Below are 16,094 nucleotides of genomic sequence, written 5' to 3' on the forward strand. Positions count from 1 at the left end.
ACCGCTGCGGTCAGTCGACCCGATTCGAGTCGAACGACGGCGGCGGCGGGGAGAACTCGACATCGAGGTCGTCCGGTTCATGATCGGTGTAGTGCAGATTGTCGTTGGGATTCATCGCCGCCAGCAGCAGGATCACCAGCGATGCCATCAGCGCCTGAACGATCAGCACCAGCGGAGTGTCGATGCTCGGCGCAACAGTGACGATCGACCCGACGGCAGGGTCGGCGGCCTTCGGAAACCGAAGAGCAGCAATCCCGTTGCCCACCAGGAGAGCAGCGACCGAACCCGCGAGAGCGCCGACGAAGATCGCACCGAACAGCCGCGGACCTCGCTCCGACTTCCACAGCCACCACCCGATCGGGATGACGAGACCCAGGGCCAAGGACACGAAGGAGAAGAGCGCGAGGCCGTCGAAGCGGTGCAGACTCTCACCGGTCAGTGCGGCCCCACGGTCCTGCGCCACCACGAGCAGCTGCTGCGCCGGTGCCAAGAATCCCCACAACATCCCGCCCAGAGCCGACACTGCCACCGAGACTCCGACAACCACCGACAGCACACGAACGGTACTGGTCCGCGGTGGGACTTCGAGAACGTCCGACATGACCACCTAGCGCCTACCCGTCGCGGCCGAGTCGACGAGACCGTGACGCGAGCACAGCGATGTCCACCCGTCGGGGACGATCTGGACCACCATGCGGCGTCCGCATTCTGCGCAGAACCGCGGCGGCTCCAGCCCGAGCCGGACGGCGACCGACAACGAATCCGCGCCCATCTCGGCTCGGGATTCGACAGGCCGGCCGGTGTACGGGTCGTAGTGGGTCTCGCTCGTCATTCGACCCACCCTAATACGCCCATCAGATAGTCGAGTTGAGCGCTTTGATCGGCATCTGCAGCTCGCCGAGAAGGTCGAGGTCCTGCTCTGCCGGACGACCGAGCGTCGTCAGGTAGTTGCCGACGATGACCGCATTGATGCCGCCGAGAATTCCCTGCTTCGCACCCAGATCACCGAGAGTGATCTCGCGGCCGCCGGCGAACCTGAGAATCGTGCGCGGCAGGGCGAGACGAAACGCAGCGACAGCGCGCAGAGCATCCGATGCCGGCAGCACGTCGAGGTCTCCGAACGGGGTTCCCGGCCGGGGGTTGAGGAAGTTCAGGGGCACCTCGTCGGGTTCGAGTGCGGTGAGATCGGCTGCGAACTCGGCCCGCTGCCCGAGCGTCTCCCCCATGCCGAGAATTCCGCCGCAGCACACCTCCATGCCTGCCTCGCGCACCATCTTCAGGGTGTTCCACCGCTCCTCCCAGGTATGGGTGGTCACCACGTTCGGAAAGTACGAGCGAGAGGTCTCGAGATTGTGGTTGTAGCGATGCACACCCATTGCCGCGAGCCGATCGACCTGATCCTGATCGAGCATGCCCAACGAGCAGGCGATGTCGATCTCGACCTCGTTCCGAATGGCCTCGATACCCGCGGCGACCTGCGCGAGCAACCGATCGTCCGGTCCGCGCACCGCGGCGACGATGCAGAATTCCGTCGCTCCGGTCTTCGCGGTCTGCTTCGCAGCTTCCACCAGCGAGGGGATATCGAGCCACGCAGCTCGGACCGGGGAGGCGAAAAGCCCGGACTGCGAACAGAAGTGACAGTCCTCGGGGCACCCGCCGGTCTTGAGGCTGACGATTCCCTCCACCTCGACCTCGGGCCCGCACCACTTCATCCGCACCTCGTGGGCCAACAGCATCGTCTCCTCGAGACGGTCGTCACCGAGCTCGAGAACCTCGAGAACCTGAGATCGATCGAGCGCGGTGCCGTCGCCGAGCACCTGTGTACGCGCCGTGCGCAAAATGTCCATTCCGGGTCCCCTCGTCGTCGAACGGCATCGAAATTGAACACCGTTCAAGTTGAACGGCGTTCACGTTAGGCACCGCGCTCGGCTACTGTCAAAGCGACGCGGCGTCGAACGACAGGGGGGAAGTACGTGCAACTGAACAGGCAGGACGTCCTGGACGGCGCGATCGCCATTCTCGACGAGTACGGCCTGGCCGACCTGACGATGCGCCGTCTGGCGACGTCACTGCACGTCCAGCCGGGCGCGCTGTACTGGCACTTCCCCAACAAACAGACGCTGCTCGGTGCCATCGCCGACCACATACTCTCGGGTGCCGATGCACCGTCCACCGAGGATTCGTGGGACGCACAGATCGCTCAGATCGCGCACCGACTGCGCGACGCCCTTCTCTCCCGACGCGACGGTGCCGAATTGGTGGCCGCGACCTACGCGTCGAGGCTGACCACCAACCACATTCGCGAACGCATTGCCGCCGTGTGCATTCGAGCAGGACTGCCGCGACGCGACGCGGAACTCACCGCCGACACATTGCTGTACTACATCCTCGGTCAGACCGTGGACGAGCAAGCGCGGCTTCAGATGGATTCCGCCGGAGCCCTCACGCCCGACGCGTCGCCGCTGTTCGAGAGTCCAGATCCGACGAGCAGATTCGATTTCGGACTGAAACTCTTTCTCGACGGGGTACGCCACACCGCGGTGAACCGCATGCGCCGCTGATCGATCAGAATTCGGCGAAGACGATGCGCTCGCTCCCGTTGTCCAGGGTCATGGTTCCACCGTCCCGCGACCACCGTGGCGAGGAGGTCAGGAACGCCGACAGCCACCGGTCCTGCTCCATGATCGCCTCCGGGCAGGCCACGCGCGTCGACCCGAGAGAGTCGATGGTGATTCTGCCCTGCGAGGTGTCCACGGTGCCGAACAACCTGTTGCACCCCGCCTCGGCCGAGATCCGGTCGTCGACGAATTCGAGCCTGACCGTCGTTCCGGCAACCGGCGTGTAGGAGTCGGGTGCATCGACCGACGAATACGTCTTGCCCGCCGGGAATTCGCCGTACGAGTCGGCACACCCGGAAGCCACCACGCTCGCGCCGAACGCGAGAGCGAGCAACGCGCGCCGCGCGTCAGCCACCGAAAATCGGCCCCAGACCGGCCGCACCGGCATTTCCGCGGGACGCGAACGGGTTGTCGTGCACCATGTACGTCCAGGTCGACGTCGGTCGACGCAAGCCGGCTTCGTCCAGATCGATTCCCTCCGAGGTGATCTCGGCCGACTCGAACGTCGCGTGCGAGAGATCCATCGCCTTGGAGGACACCGTCTTGAACGCCTCGACAGCGATCCGGTGATACTCGTCCAGCGGGTTCTCCCGCCCCAGTGCGCGCAGGTGAATGCTCTCCCGTACGTCGGCGAGGTGCGCGAGGTAGTCCGACCACGACCGATCGAGGTGGTACAGGACGATCTGGCGGGCGACCTCGATCAGAGTTTCCTCGGACACGGTCTCGCGCAACTCCTTCGAGCGCGCCGGTGCGTGCTGCTCGAGCAGCGTCAGTGCCTCGTCGGAGTCGAGCAACGTGGCCCGGCGGCGATCGAGGATCTCACGGTGCTGAGCCGTCAGCTGGTTGTAACGCCACGTGCGCGAATGTATTTCGAGCATCTGGCCCTCGGCGATGCGTTGCGCATGATCGACACGGTCGGCCGCAGCAGCCGAGGTGAAGAGGCCGCTCTCGTCGATGCCTTTCGGGGCATCCTTGTCGCCGATGTTGTTCTTGACGACGTCGTCCTCCCAACTGCCGAAGAACAGCGACCGGCCGGAGTCTCCCTGCCTACCTGCACGTCCTCGGAGCTGATTGTCGAGTCGCTCGGTGGTGTGGCGACCGGTGCCGAGAACGAACAGTCCGCCGAGCTCGGCAATCCGTTCGCGGTCGGTGCCGTCGGGACCACCGAGCTTGATGTCGGTTCCACGTCCGGCGATCTGCGTCGAGACCGTCACCGCGCCGTGTACGCCCGCCGCAGCGATGACCGCCGCCTCCTCGGCGTCGTTCTTGGCATTGAGCACCACCACCTCCACGCCCGACGCGGTGAGCGTCGAGGCCAGCGCCTCGGACTCTGCGACGTCGTGGGTGCCGATGAGGATCGGCTGACCGGTCTGGTGGATCTCCTTCACCTGCAGCGCAATTGCAGCGTTCTTGTGCTCGATCGTGTCGTACACGCGGTCGACTTCGTCGACGCGCACCGTGGGAACGTTGGGCTCGATGATCGAGACTCCGAGGCCGTAGAACGTGCGAAGCTGCTCCCCCGCCGCCATGGCGGTACCGGTCATACCGCACACCGTCGCGTATCGATTGATCAACGCCTGCACGGTGATCGTGTCGAGAATTTCACCGGTCTCGGTGGGAGCGAGCCCCTCCTTGATCTCGACCGCAGCCTGCAATCCATCCGGCCATCGCTGCAGTTCGGCCACCCGGCCACGCGAGGCGTTGATCAACTGCACCCGTCCGTCACGGACGATGTAGTCGACGTCGCGCTGGACCAGCACCTGGGCGTGCAGTGCCACGTTGACCGCCACCAATGTCGTCCCGACGTGATGTTCGGAGTACAGGTCGATACCGCCCAGCTCCTTCTCCATCCGCAGTGCGCCCTCGTCGGTGAGGAACACGTTGCGTCCTTCGGCATCGGTGTCGAAATGAACTCCCTTGTCCAGCAATCGGACTGCATCCATGACCGTCGAGGTCGAGACGTCGCCGGAGACCGAACCGGCCAACACCAGCGGAACGAGCGCCTCGTCGACCAGTACGGAATCGGCCTCGTCGATCAGGGCGACGTCCGGCACGGGTGCCACCAGATCGTTTCGGTCGTTCACCAGATGATCACGCAGAACGTCGAACCCGATCTCGTTGACCGAGGCATAGGTGATGTCGCAGGCATAGGCGGCGCGCCGCTCGGATGCGGTCGACGACTCGCCGATGGAACCGACGGTGATACCGAGGGACTCGAACAGTGGCTGCATCCATTGCGCATCACGTTGCGCGAGAAAGTCGTTGACCGAGATGACGTGCACCGAACGCCCGGACAGCACGTATCCGACGGCAGCGATGGCACCGGCCAACGTCTTGCCCTCGCCGGTTGCCATCTCCACCACGTCACCGGCGAGCAATCGCACGGCACCGTGCAACTGAACGTCGAAGGGCCGGAGCTCGAGGGCACGCTCGCTCGCCTCGCGCGTCAACGCCAGGTACCGAGGGACATCGAGACGGTCGGCATTGTCGACCCGCAGCGCGGTCGCCTCGGTCGCCAACTCGCTCGCGCTCAGGGCAGCAGCCCATTCCGCATGCTCCTGAGCCCGGTCGACGCGTCGACGCGAGGTGCTCTGCGCCTTCTGCGCCGAGCGGCCGAGTACGCGCCAGAATCGGTCGGAGCCCAAAGCCATCTGTTATCCCTACCTGAGAAAGAAGAACCGTTCCCACCCACAGTACCGAGTGCGGCTCCGCCCAGCTCTAGGCATCGAGCGGGGTCGTCACCGCAATCCGACGCGTGCCGTCGTCCAGCGTCACCACCTGATAGGCGTTGCGCTCGGTTCCCACCGGCGAACCGTCGGAGTCGAGGTTCTCCAGCAGAAGGTGCCCAACCCAGATACCCGGCACCTGCGCCTCGGTGACGATGTCGCGCGCCCGCACCCCCTGTATTCCGCGCGACCGATAGTAGGTCTGCCCCTGCCGAAAGAACTCTCGGGTCTGCTGCGGCTCGGCGATCGCCGCACAACCCCGCGCCGTGACGGCCAGAGCCGGATAGTTGTAGATATTCGCCAGACCGTCGAGATCGCCCGAGGTCAAGTACCCCGTGTAGCGGGCGAAGAAGCTGTCGATCGATTCGGTGTCAGGTGTCATATCGACAACGGTAGGACCCAATCCCGTCAGGGCGGTGTCGGGAATCGGGAAGAATTCGGAGGGTGCCGAAGGACAACGCGCCCCGATCGCTCGACAGCGCACTCACCTTGCGCCGCGTCGCGCGTCAGCAGCGGATCGTGGAATGGCTGGGGTCGGCGGCTGCGCCGTTGACCTCACCCGAACTCGCGCAACGGCTCGGGGTTTCCGTGCGCACCGTCGAACGCGACCTTGCCCGGTTGCGTGAGTCCGGGGTTCCCATCGATGCGGTACCGGGTGTGCACGGCGGATCTCGACTGGCAAGCGTCGCCGCGCCCCGGCCGGTGCGGTTGACCGCCCCCGAGATAGCAGCAGTCATCGCCAGCCTCGCCGCCCTGGGACCCAGCGAAACCGACAGTGCAGCATCGGCAATGAGCGCTCTGGTCGAGGCATTGACCACCGACTGACCCGGGGTTGCCGTAGTCGTCGAGCTGCAATCGTTGGATGTTGCAATCGGCAGTTGTGGCGATTTCCGACGATCGAGACGGCCCGACACAGGCGATTCGCTGCGCAGTTCGGTGAGCTGTCACTGTTCCTGGCTCTTGGAGGCGCGAGGCCCCCGTTTCACAACTGCTCGACCAACGCAGGCAGCCCCGTCGCAGCCGTGGTGCGCCACCGGTGATCGGCCATGTCCGAGACCTCGGTCTCGACCGGGTTGATCTCCACCACCGTCGCTCCGGCGCTGCGGGCGATCGCAGGCAGCCCGGCGAACGGGTACACAACTCCGGACGTGCCGACCACGAGAACCAGGTCGGCATGTCGGACGGCCTCCTCGGCCGCCTCCCACGCGGCCTCGGGAAGCGATTCGCCGAACCACACCGCACCCGGCCTGATCAGCCCACCGCACAGCGGGCACTCTGGCGGCGGAACCCGCTGGTCCGCCTCGGCAGGTGCGTCCGCGGCATCGTCGAACTGCGCCCGCGTTCCACAATCGCTGCAGTACGGCTCGAACAGTGACCCGTGCACGTGCGAGAGAACCGTGGCCCCCGCCCTCTCGTGCAGGTCGTCGACATTCTGAGTGGCGATGTCGACGTGCGCCCGCTGCTGCCATTGCGCGAGTGCCACGTGTCCGGCGTTGGGCTCGGAGCGTCGGACCAATTCGGCCCGCCACCGATACCAGCCCCACACCAGATCACTGTCGGCCGACCACCCCTCGGGGCTGGCGAGGTCCTTGGGATCGAAGTCCTTCCACAACCCGCTCTGGGCGTCCCGAAATGTTGCGATCCCCGATTCGGCCGACATGCCTGCACCGGTGAGCACGGTGATCCGCGATGCGCCTCTCGCGGCGTCCACGACGGGCTCAGGAACGGAAACGGGCGACGAATTCTCGGAAGTGGTCACACAGTCATTGTGCCGAGCGGTGTGCCAACTCGCGCTACCGTGGTCGCATGAGCATCGACGCCACCGCGCGGACCCGACGACGGTGGCCGCTGTGGGTGGCAGCCTGCACGGCTGTCGTCGTGGTCGCGGTAGTCGGTGTTCTGTGGCTGGCACCGAGCCGGTACCTCCCATGGGACACCGAAGCATTCCCTGAGGTGAATGCCGGCGAGTTGACCACCGATCAGGCCCGGGTGGTCGAACTCCTGCGCACCGAGCACGAGCTGCAGCGGCCGGGAACGTTCTACGCCGAAGGCATCGACGAAGCGTGGTGCGCCGATTTCGTCAGCTGGATCATGAAGGAGGCGGGACTGCCGCTGTCGAATCCTCATTCGGGTTCGTGGCGCATACCCGGCGTCTACACCCTGCAGGAGTACTACCAGGAGCAGGGCCGATTCGAGGCCGTGGGCGACTACACGCCATCGGTGGGCGATGTGGTGCTCTACGACAACGCCAGCTGGGCCGGCCAGCACACCAACGTGATCGTTGCGGTCGAGGGCGGCGAGGCCATCACCGTCGGAGGCAACGAAGCCGGCAAGATCAGGGTGCACACACTGAACTACGCATCCGATTCCGGGGTCGTCGGATTCGGCCGGCTGCAGAGCTGACGGTCGTCATCAGGGCGCTTCGTACGCCTCGCCGTACGAGCGTGCACCACCGTCTCGTTTGGCCCGATAGAGCAGCATGTCCGCGCGGTCGAAACAGTCGTCGACGGACTCCCCCGCGCGCAGGGTCGTGTAACCGGCCGAGAAGCTCTGTCCGTCGGGCACGACCGCCGACAGCTCGGCCAGCACGGCCGACATGGTCGTCGAATCCACCCCGGGCATCGCGAGTGCGAACTCCTCGCCGCCCCACCTGGCGATGGAGACCCGGCCACCGAGAAGGTCCTGCGCAGCAGCGGAGAACCGAACCAACAACCGATCCCCGCGTCCGTGCCCATACCTGTCGTTGTACGACTTGAACCGATCGAAGTCGATCATCGCCAGAGCCAATGCGAGGTCGGCACCACGGGGTGTCGTCAACTGATGCAACCGATCTCGCCATCCACGTCGGTTGAGCAAGCCGGTGAGGGCATCGGTCTGCGCGGCTTGACGGAGGTCGTCCTCGACGCGCCGCCGGTCGGTGGTGTCGTGTACGACGGCCATCGTCCACCGAATGCCCCCGGGGCCGGGAACCTCACTGGCCGAGATCCACCCCCACCGAACCGTGCCGTCGGAATGCAGGTAGCGCTTCTCGACATGAACCGATTCCCCGCGCGCCTTGGCGTCGTCCATGATCTGTTCCATCGCGGCGTGCTGAGCCAGATCGTCGGGATGGGTGAACTCACGCGAGGACCGGCCGGACAACAGATGGCGCGGACAACCGACGATGGCCGCATACGCCTCGTTCGCGAGAACCAACAATCCGTTCTCGTCGGCCAGGGCCAATCCGACTGTGCTGGCCTCGAACATCTCCCGATACCAACGATCGGTGTCGACCATCTTCAGCCGGGTCTCTTCCTCGAACTGTGCGAGCCACGTCGAATCGCACGGACCACCGAGACTACTCGGTGCGCCGTACCGGACTGCTCTCGAGCAGGGTGCGGCCGATCTTGACCTTGACGTAGCGTCACGGTTCACACTGAACACATGAGAATCGGATCCTTGGCCGAGGCCGCCGGAACGACACCTCGAACCGTGCGTCACTACCACCGTCTCGGCCTGCTCGGTGAGCCGCGCCGACTGTCCAACGGGTACCGCGAGTACACGATCGACGACGTGGTTCGACTGATGAGAATTCGCTGGCTCGCCGATGCCGGAATGCCCCTCGGTGCGATCGCAGCCGCCCTCGACCGGTCCGCTACGGACGAGAGCGATGTGGTCGCCGATCTGCGCGCTCTGCTCGCGGCTATCGAAACGGAACAAAAAGCACTGGCGCACAGGCACGCTCGTTTGTCGGCCCTGCTCGACGACGCCGTCGAGCATCGTCCACTGACGGCCCTGCCGCGCGATGCGGCCGACACACTGGCGGCGTTGATCGATAGCGCTGCCGAGACCGACCGAGACGCGCTGCTTCGTGAACGTGACCTGCTCGAGGTGATGGCGATCTCGGGCACCGTCCCCGCGTCGTTCTTCGAGTCGATGACCGCGACGCTCGCCGATCCCGGAACTCGTCTGAAGTACCTGGCACTCCTGCGCAGATTCAGCGCGCTCGAAGGCCGAGACGTCGACGATGCCGCAGGTGACATCGATTCTCTCGCAGCGGAATTGGCGTCGGTGCTCGATATCCATGCTCTCGTCTCGACGGAACCCGACGTCCCTGCCCACGAGAGCGGCCCGCTGAGCATCGACGACATCGTGCCCGATCCCGCTCAGCGCGCAGTGATCATCGAGGCCATCGCGCGTCTGGAGACCGGCGAACCCATCCGCCCCGGTGGTGCTCGATGACGGTCCACACTCCCGTCCAGGTCGGCCGATGGCACGCACTGCTGCTGTGGACGCGGGGACGGCATGCCCCGGTCGACTCGGACTCCGCAACGTTCACGGCAGTGCGTGGAACCCTTGCCATACCTGCGATGTTCGGCATCGTCACCGTCATCGAGATGGTCGTTCTGCATCTGCTGATTCCGGTGCTGTGGATCAGTGCAGTGGTTGCCGCCCTGTCGGCGGCGTCACTGCTGGTACTCACCTCGTCGGTCGCGCTGGCCCGCGTCCATCCCCATGTTCTCTCGCCGAAGACACTCACTCTGCGATCCTCCGGGAAGGTCGTCGCGACGGTGAACCGAGCGACCATCGTCTCCGCCCGTATCCACCGCCGTTACGGAGTCGTGTCGCCGGCTCTCGACGGCGGCCGACTCGTACTACCGAATCAGGACGGCACCTCGGTCGACATCGACCTGTCCTGTGCCACAACGGTTACCGTGCCCGCGCCTCTGAAGCGATGGAGGGTCGACGGTACTGCCGACTCCTTCGGCCTTCAGGTGGACGATCCCGCAGCACTGGTCGCAGCGCTCGGTCGGCTCGCTCCCGCAACCGGATCCGCGTCGGCGCGTCGAAGCAGACCGGTTGCGAACAACAGAACGATCGAGGCCGCCGCGGTGATACCGGCTCCGGCCCAGATCGGCGAGGTGTAGCCGAGACCGGCAGAGATCGTCACACCGCCGATCCACGCGCCCAATGCGTTTCCGAGATTGAATGCGGCGATGTTCGCGCCGGACGCCATCGTCGGAGCGTCGGATGCGAACGACATCACCCGCATCTGCAGCCCAGGGACCGTCGCGAAACCGAACGCACCCATGAGCACGAGAGATGCGATCGTCGCCGAGCGACTCTCCGCGGTGAGCGCGAAGAAGACGAGTACGACGGTCAGCGCACCGAGCAGAATCGTCAGCGTGCCGGTGAGGTTGCGGTCTGCCGCCTTGCCGCCGAGGTAGTTGCCGACGAACAATCCACCGCCGAACAACACAAGAAGCCACGGCACCGAACTCGACGCGAAGCCACTGACGTCGGTGAGCGTGAACGCGATGTATGTGAACGCACCGAACATGCCGCCGTACCCGAGCACTGTGACGGCGATGGACAGCCATACCTGCACCGACCGGAACGCACGCAACTCGCGACGCAGATTGCTCACCTCGTCGCTCCCGGTATCGCGAGGAACGAGGGCGGCGATGCCGATCAACGCGACGATGCCGATCACCGTGATCGCCCAGAACGTCGAGCGCCAACCGTGGTTCTGACCCAGGAACGTCCCGAACGGAACTCCGAGGACGTTGGCGGCGGTGAGGCCGGCGAACATCATGGAGATGGCTCCTGCCTTCTTCTCCGGTTCGACCAGGCCGGCCGCGACGACGGCACCGATGCCGAAGAACGCTCCGTGACACAGCGCTGCGACGACGCGGCCGAACAGCATCATCTCGTAGCTGCTCGACAGTGCGGAGACGAGATTTCCGACGATGAACAGGCACATCAGTGCGAGCAGGACGTTCTTGCGGGGAAACCGTGTCACGGCGGCGGTGACGATCAGGGCCCCGACGACGACGGAGAGCGCGTAGCCGGTGATGAGCCAGCCGGCGGTGGCCTCGGTGACCGCGAAATCGGCCGCGACTTCGGGCAGTAGGCCCATGATGACGAATTCGGTCAGACCGATTCCGAATCCCCCGATGGCGAGGGCGAGCAAGCCGAGTGGCATGTCTGAACTCCTGAATGGAAGATGCGTACGCATTTATCGAGCTATCGCGTTTAGTTGCACGCGCTTGATAAATGCTTGCATACGCCTCATGCATGCGCAAGCCGGTCATGCGTGGCTGGACCGAAACCGTCCGCGAACTGGGACTATTGCCGCAAGGCAGACTCCGAGGGGTACTTCACCTCACGTACACGTATTGTTTCCCCCTGAATCCCGATTTCACCGGAGTCGGGTACCAACCGTCCGCGACCCCCGACCGAGTGGTCGATACACAGCCGGGAAGTCACTTCTCCTCCATGCACGTACCCCAGAGCAGCGCCGATACCTCGGCCGCAGTTGCCGTTCCGGCTCAGGGGGACGCAGCTCCGCCGTCGAGCGAACCGCGTCGGCCACCACAGCGACACGACCTCAACGGCCTGCGCGGTGTCGCCATCGCCCTCGTCGTCGTCTTCCACATCTGGATGGGTCGAGTGTCGGGCGGCGTCGATGTGTTCCTCACCCTGTCCGGCTTCTTCTTCACTGCATCTCTGCTGAGATCGGCCGAGTCCGGCGCGAGCCTGAACCCGATCACGCGTATCTCGCGAGTACTGCGCAGACTCGGGCCGCCACTGCTGATCACCTTGTTCACGGTGGCCGTCGCATCGGTGTTCCTGCTTCCCCGGACCCGATGGGCCGACCTGGGCGATCAGCTGGTGGCCGGTGTCTTCTACTTCGTGAACTGGCAGCTGGCGACGACGGCGAACGACTACCTTGCGGCCGACCCCTCGGTGAGTCCCGTTCAGCACCTGTGGTCGGTGGCCGTGCAGTTCCAGTTCTACCTACTGGCCATTGCCGTCGTGTTCGGTCTGGCATGGGTCCGGCGTGTCGCGCGACCCGAGGGACCACGAAGTCTTCGACCTGTGACGTTCGCGGTGATTTTCGCCGTGATCGCGGTGGTGTCTTTCGTGTACGCAGCAGACGGTGTTCGACGCCACCAGGCGTGGAACTACTACGACACCGGGGCGCGGCTGTGGGAGATCATGCTCGGGGCCGCAGTCGCAGCCGTGTTCGCCGCACGCAGCGGCAAACCGGCGGCCGGGCCGTCTGCCCGCGACACCCGAACGTGGTCGACCGCACGCGGGGCCCTTGCCGTTGTCGGCATCGGTGTCATCGTCGCGTGCGGCTTTCTCGTCGACGGTGTTGCTGCTTTTCCGGGGCCTCTGGCCCTGATCCCGGTGCTGGCCACCATCGCGCTGATCGTCGCCGGTTCCGAGACGGCCGTCGCGGCCACGCTCTCCAACCGCTTCTTCGCCTGGCTCGGATCGATCGCGTTTCCGCTCTACCTGTGGCACTGGCCGCTGCTGATCTTCTACCTCTCGGCCACCGGCCGGCCCCACGCCGACGTACTCGGCGGTCTCGGCATCATCGGAGCCTCGGTCGCACTGGCATGGCTCACAGTCCGTCTCGTCGAGCGCCCCACCCAATCGAGCACGTTCACGCCAGGACGCATCGCGGTGACTGCGACCGCGACGATCGCCGCAGTCGCAGTGACGGCCGGCTCGGTCGGATGGAACGTCTACATCGATCGGTCGATCACCGCGGTGCAGGCGGACGGATCGGTCGACGAACTGACTCACCCCGGAGCGCTCGAACTCACCGACGGGATTCGTGCGGACCCCGCCGACGTGATCCCGCCCCTGTATTCGGCCCCGGAGGACCTGCCGGCCACCACCATCGAGGGCTGCATCGCGGATTTCGAGACCCGGGAAGCGATCTCGTGCTCCTACGGCGACGTCGACGCGACCCGAACCATCGTGCTGGCGGGCAGCTCGCATGCCGAACACTGGGTCACGGCCCTCGACGCCCTGGGACGTGAACACGGCTTTGCGGTGGTCACTTTCCTCAAGATGGGATGCCCGCTGAGCGTGAACACGATGCCGATGCTCGGCCCGAACGAGTACCCGGATTGCCTGGACTGGACTCGGACCGTGCTCTCCGACATCGCCGACATGCAGCCGGACTACGTGTTCACCACCGCCACCCGGCCTCGAGAGGACGCCCCCGGCGACTTCACTCCCCCCTGGTACGCCTCGGTGTGGCAGCAACTGACCGCGGACGGCGTCGGGATTCTCGGTATCCGAGACACCCCGTGGCTCGCCTACCGGGCCATCGACTGCCTCGCCGACGGCGGCACGGCCGTCTCGTGCGGTATTCCGAGGGACGACGCGTTGGACCCCGTCAATCCGGCCCTGGCCTCGTCGTTTCAGCTGGGCGGATTCTCTGCGCTCGACCTGTCCGATGCCGTGTGCGACGACTTCGTGTGCCGCGCCGAGCAGGGAAACGTTCTGATCTACCGTGACGAACACCATCTCACCGCGACCTACGTGCGAACCCTCACCACCGAGCTGGGCCGACAGATCGGATCGGCCACCGGGTGGTGGGCCGGACCGTGAGCGGGGCGGCTCGCGCTCGGTAAGCCCGGGCCCACCCGCCACAGTAGGGTTGATCCATGCTGCACGAAGCCTCCGACGACACGCCTGCCATCGCAGTATGGCCGGGATCCGCTTATCCACTGGGCGCAACCTACGACGGAGCAGGAACCAACTTCGCCTTGTTTTCCGAGGTCGCGGAGGCGGTGGATCTGTGCCTGATCGCCGAGGACGGCACCGAGACCCGTATCCGTTTCGAGGAGTCCGACGGCTACGTCTGGCACGCGTACCTGCCCACGGTGGTACCGGGTCAGCGCTACGGCTATCGCGTTCACGGCCCGTGGGATCCGGCCGCCGGGCATCGCTGTGATCCGAGCAAACTGCTCGTGGATCCGTACGGCAAGGCGTTCGAGGGAACGTTCGACGGTGACCGATCGCTGTTCTCGTACAACATGGACGCCCCGGCTCCCGAGCCCGAGTCCGAGTCCGAGGTACGGATCGTCGAGGAAGCCGCGGATTCGCTCGACGTCGAGGTCCCGTTCGAGGACGCCGCCGATCTCGCCGATCCCGACGACGAGATCATCGAGGAAGCCCCCGTCGCGCACGACGAGGTGCCGAACAACGACTTCCCCCAGCATGATTCGCTCGGACACACGATGACCACCGTCGTGATCAACCCCTTCTTCGACTGGCAGGCCGATCGCGCTCCCAAACGCCCGTATCACGAGACGGTGATCTACGAGGCCCACGTCAAGGGCATGACGATCAACCATCCCGACATCCCCGAAGCCGAGCGCGGCACCTACGCGGGCCTGGCGCACCCGGTGATCATCGACCACCTCAACCACCTCGGTGTCACGGCCATCGAGCTGATGCCGGTGCACCAGTTCATGCAGGATCAGGTTCTGCTGGACAAGGGATTGCGAAACTACTGGGGCTACAACACATTCGGTTTCCTCGCCCCGCACGCGGAGTACTCCTCGCTGCAGTCCCCCGGTGCCGCGGTCACCGAGTTCAAGGCCATGGTCCGTTCGTTCCACGCCGCCGGCATCGAGGTGATCCTCGACGTGGTCTACAACCACACCGCCGAGGGCAACCACATGGGCCCGACCATCAGCTTCCGCGGCATCGACAATGCCGCGTACTACCGGCTCGTCGACGGCGACCTCGAGCATTACATGGACTACACCGGTACCGGCAACAGCCTCAACGCGCGACACCCGCACACGCTGCAGCTCATCATGGACTCGCTGCGCTACTGGGTCACCGAGATGCATGTGGACGGATTCCGATTCGACCTCGCGTCGACGCTGGCGCGCGAACTGCACGACGTCGATCGTCTGAGCGCATTCTTCGATCTGGTGCAACAGGATCCGGTCGTCAGCCAGGTGAAGCTGATCGCCGAGCCCTGGGACGTGGGCGAGGGCGGCTACCAGGTCGGCAACTTCCCCGGCCTGTGGACGGAGTGGAACGGCAAGTACCGCGACACCGTGCGAGACTACTGGCGGGGCGAGCCGGCCACACTGGGTGAGTTCGCATCGAGACTGACCGGATCCTCGGATCTGTACGAGGCCACCGGCCGTCGCCCCGGTGCCAGCATCAACTTCGTCATCGCGCACGACGGGTTCACGCTCAACGATCTGGTGTCGTACAACGACAAGCACAACGACGCCAACGGCGAGGACAACAACGACGGCGAGAGTCACAACCGCTCGTGGAACTGCGGCGTGGAGGGCCCGACGGACGATCCGGAGATCCTGGACCTGCGTGCCCGCCAGATCCGCAACATCATGGCGACGTTGCTACTGAGCCAGGGCACGCCGATGATCGCGCACGGCGACGAGATGGCGCGCACCCAGCAGGGCAACAACAACGTCTACTGCCAGGACTCCGAACTGGCCTGGATGGACTGGTCGTTGGCCGAGAAGAACGCCGAACTGATCGAGTTCACCCGCAACGCGATCGCGCTGCGCGCCGAGCATCCGGTGTTCCGACGCCGACGGTTCTTCGAGGGCCGCCCCATTCGAACCGGCGAGCAGGCTCGAGACATCGCCTGGCTCACCCCCGCGGGCGAGGAGATGACCCCGGAGGACTGGGACAGCGGATTCGGCAAGTCGCTCACGGTGTTCCTCAACGGCGAGGGAATCCCGGAGCCGAACCAACGCGGTGAGCGCGTGGTGGACGACTCGTTCCTGTTGTGCTTCAACGCACATCACGAGACCATCGAGTTCGTGACCCCCGACGGAAACTACGCCAAGGAGTGGACGGTGGCGCTGAACACCGCGTCGCGAACCGGGACAAGTGAGAAATCGATCGAAGCGGGTACACCGGTGGAAGTCACCGCTCGTTCCTTGCTCGTTCTACGAAAGACTGCCTGACA

At 65.3% G+C, this 16,094-nt stretch carries 15 protein-coding genes; 6 read left to right on the forward strand and 9 right to left on the reverse strand.

Annotation, left to right across the window (positions count from 1 at the left end; translation table 11 throughout):
• Positions 1-10 precede the first annotated feature (10 nt).
• The 3 genes from CH274_RS12335 to bioB are packed head-to-tail and all read right to left on the reverse strand — an operon-like array spanning position 11 to position 1,847.
• Positions 11-601 (reverse strand): DUF2567 domain-containing protein, encoded by a 591-nt coding sequence (locus CH274_RS12335; RefSeq protein ID WP_094658007.1) that lies wholly within the window; start codon positions 599-601, stop codon positions 11-13.
• Between the two features lie 6 nt (positions 602-607).
• Positions 608-832 carry a biotin synthase auxiliary protein BsaP gene (gene bsaP, locus CH274_RS12340; protein WP_094657614.1) on the reverse strand — a complete coding sequence of 75 codons (225 nt, stop codon included), beginning with the start codon at positions 830-832 and terminating at the stop codon, positions 608-610.
• A 22-nt stretch (positions 833-854) separates the two neighbouring features.
• Positions 855-1,847, reverse strand: coding sequence for a biotin synthase BioB (gene bioB, locus CH274_RS12345; RefSeq protein WP_094657615.1), 993 nt, complete (start codon positions 1,845-1,847; stop codon positions 855-857).
• 126 nt (positions 1,848-1,973) lie between these two features.
• On the opposite strand from bioB, the gene CH274_RS12350 reads away from it, so the two are divergent.
• Positions 1,974-2,561, forward strand: coding sequence for a TetR/AcrR family transcriptional regulator C-terminal domain-containing protein (locus CH274_RS12350; RefSeq protein WP_094647739.1), 588 nt, complete (start codon positions 1,974-1,976; stop codon positions 2,559-2,561).
• Between the two features lie 4 nt (positions 2,562-2,565).
• On the opposite strand, the gene CH274_RS12355 is transcribed toward CH274_RS12350, so the two are convergent.
• The 3 genes from CH274_RS12355 to CH274_RS12365 all read right to left on the reverse strand — a co-directional run bounded on the left by CH274_RS12355 (position 2,566) and on the right by CH274_RS12365 (position 5,726).
• Positions 2,566-2,973, reverse strand: coding sequence for an META domain-containing protein (locus tag CH274_RS12355; protein WP_176459224.1), 408 nt, complete (start codon positions 2,971-2,973; stop codon positions 2,566-2,568).
• Positions 2,966-5,269: an accessory Sec system translocase SecA2 gene (secA2, locus tag CH274_RS12360; protein WP_094657616.1), complete on the reverse strand. Its 2,304-nt coding sequence runs from the start codon at positions 5,267-5,269 to the stop codon at positions 2,966-2,968. The genes CH274_RS12355 and secA2 overlap by 8 nt, the downstream gene beginning before the upstream one ends.
• 67 nt (positions 5,270-5,336) lie before the next feature.
• Positions 5,337-5,726 carry a hypothetical protein gene (locus CH274_RS12365; protein ID WP_032394357.1) on the reverse strand — a complete coding sequence of 130 codons (390 nt, stop codon included), beginning with the start codon at positions 5,724-5,726 and terminating at the stop codon, positions 5,337-5,339.
• 62 nt (positions 5,727-5,788) lie between these two features.
• On the opposite strand from CH274_RS12365, the gene CH274_RS12370 reads away from it, so the two are divergent.
• A complete protein-coding gene (locus CH274_RS12370) occupies positions 5,789-6,169 on the forward strand; it encodes a helix-turn-helix transcriptional regulator (protein ID WP_094657617.1) in 381 nt (126 codons plus the stop codon).
• 157 nt (positions 6,170-6,326) lie between these two features.
• Here the strand turns inward: CH274_RS12370 and CH274_RS12375 are convergent, their stop codons facing one another.
• On the reverse strand, positions 6,327-7,103 hold the full coding sequence (locus tag CH274_RS12375; protein WP_082073681.1) for an SIR2 family NAD-dependent protein deacylase: 777 nt from the start codon (positions 7,101-7,103) through the stop codon (positions 6,327-6,329).
• 47 nt (positions 7,104-7,150) lie between these two features.
• Between CH274_RS12375 and CH274_RS12380 the strand changes: the two genes are divergently transcribed.
• Positions 7,151-7,747 (forward strand): CHAP domain-containing protein, encoded by a 597-nt coding sequence (locus CH274_RS12380; protein WP_094657618.1) that lies wholly within the window; start codon positions 7,151-7,153, stop codon positions 7,745-7,747.
• Positions 7,748-7,756: 9 nt separating this feature from the next.
• On the opposite strand, the gene CH274_RS12385 is transcribed toward CH274_RS12380, so the two are convergent.
• Complete coding sequence (locus tag CH274_RS12385) at positions 7,757-8,620, reverse strand: GGDEF domain-containing protein (protein ID WP_094631699.1); 864 nt, start codon at positions 8,618-8,620, stop codon at positions 7,757-7,759.
• Positions 8,621-8,767: 147 nt separating this feature from the next.
• Here CH274_RS12385 and CH274_RS12390 point away from each other — a divergent pair, with 147 nt between their 5' ends.
• On the forward strand, positions 8,768-9,565 hold the full coding sequence (locus CH274_RS12390) for a MerR family transcriptional regulator (RefSeq protein WP_094657619.1): 798 nt from the start codon (positions 8,768-8,770) through the stop codon (positions 9,563-9,565).
• A gap of 529 nt (positions 9,566-10,094) precedes the next feature.
• On the opposite strand, the gene CH274_RS12395 is transcribed toward CH274_RS12390, so the two are convergent.
• A complete protein-coding gene (locus tag CH274_RS12395; protein WP_094657620.1) occupies positions 10,095-11,309 on the reverse strand; it encodes an MFS transporter in 1,215 nt (404 codons plus the stop codon).
• A gap of 293 nt (positions 11,310-11,602) precedes the next feature.
• Between CH274_RS12395 and CH274_RS12400 the strand changes: the two genes are divergently transcribed.
• Positions 11,603-13,738 (forward strand): acyltransferase family protein, encoded by a 2,136-nt coding sequence (locus CH274_RS12400; RefSeq protein WP_094657621.1) that lies wholly within the window; start codon positions 11,603-11,605, stop codon positions 13,736-13,738.
• A gap of 56 nt (positions 13,739-13,794) precedes the next feature.
• Positions 13,795-16,092 carry a glycogen debranching protein GlgX gene (gene glgX, locus CH274_RS12405; protein WP_094657622.1) on the forward strand — a complete coding sequence of 766 codons (2,298 nt, stop codon included), beginning with the start codon at positions 13,795-13,797 and terminating at the stop codon, positions 16,090-16,092.
• Positions 16,093-16,094 lie beyond the last annotated feature (2 nt).

The sequence above is a fragment of the Rhodococcus sp. 06-418-5 genome (assembly GCF_002258285.1).
Lineage (GTDB): Bacteria > Actinomycetota > Actinomycetes > Mycobacteriales > Mycobacteriaceae > Rhodococcoides.